The sequence below is a fragment of the Staphylococcus pasteuri genome (assembly GCF_030547725.1).
Lineage (GTDB): Bacteria > Bacillota > Bacilli > Staphylococcales > Staphylococcaceae > Staphylococcus > Staphylococcus pasteuri.
Genome location: NZ_JAUOQO010000570.1, coordinates 1 through 255, shown reverse-complemented (window position 1 = coordinate 255; position 255 = coordinate 1). Strand labels below are relative to the sequence as shown.

The 255-nt window shown below is 45.5% G+C and carries 1 protein-coding gene; it reads left to right on the top strand.

Going from position 1 to position 255, the window contains the following annotated elements:
- Positions 1 to 40 precede the first annotated feature (40 nt).
- Positions 41 to 255: hypothetical protein (locus Q4528_RS14760; RefSeq protein ID WP_303522417.1), on the top strand; the 215-nt coding region annotated here is incomplete at its 3' end.

Sequence of the window (255 nt, the reverse complement as noted above, 5' to 3'; positions counted from 1 at the left end):
AGATATTGCAGATCGAATTATTACATTGATTCAAGGAGCGATGGCAGAACTTAGCGTGGCTTGCCCCGAGCGCTTAAGTACCGATGTAGGTCCAGTCATCGATGCCCTCGCGCAAAAAAAATTACTTACCCATGTTGCGTGGCTAAAGAAAAATGCCCAGCTTATTTACCAGCTCGAACTACCCAAGCAATGTGAGCAAGGCACCTTTGTTGCCCCCTGTGCATTTGAAATCGAAAATATTAACCAGCTCAACCA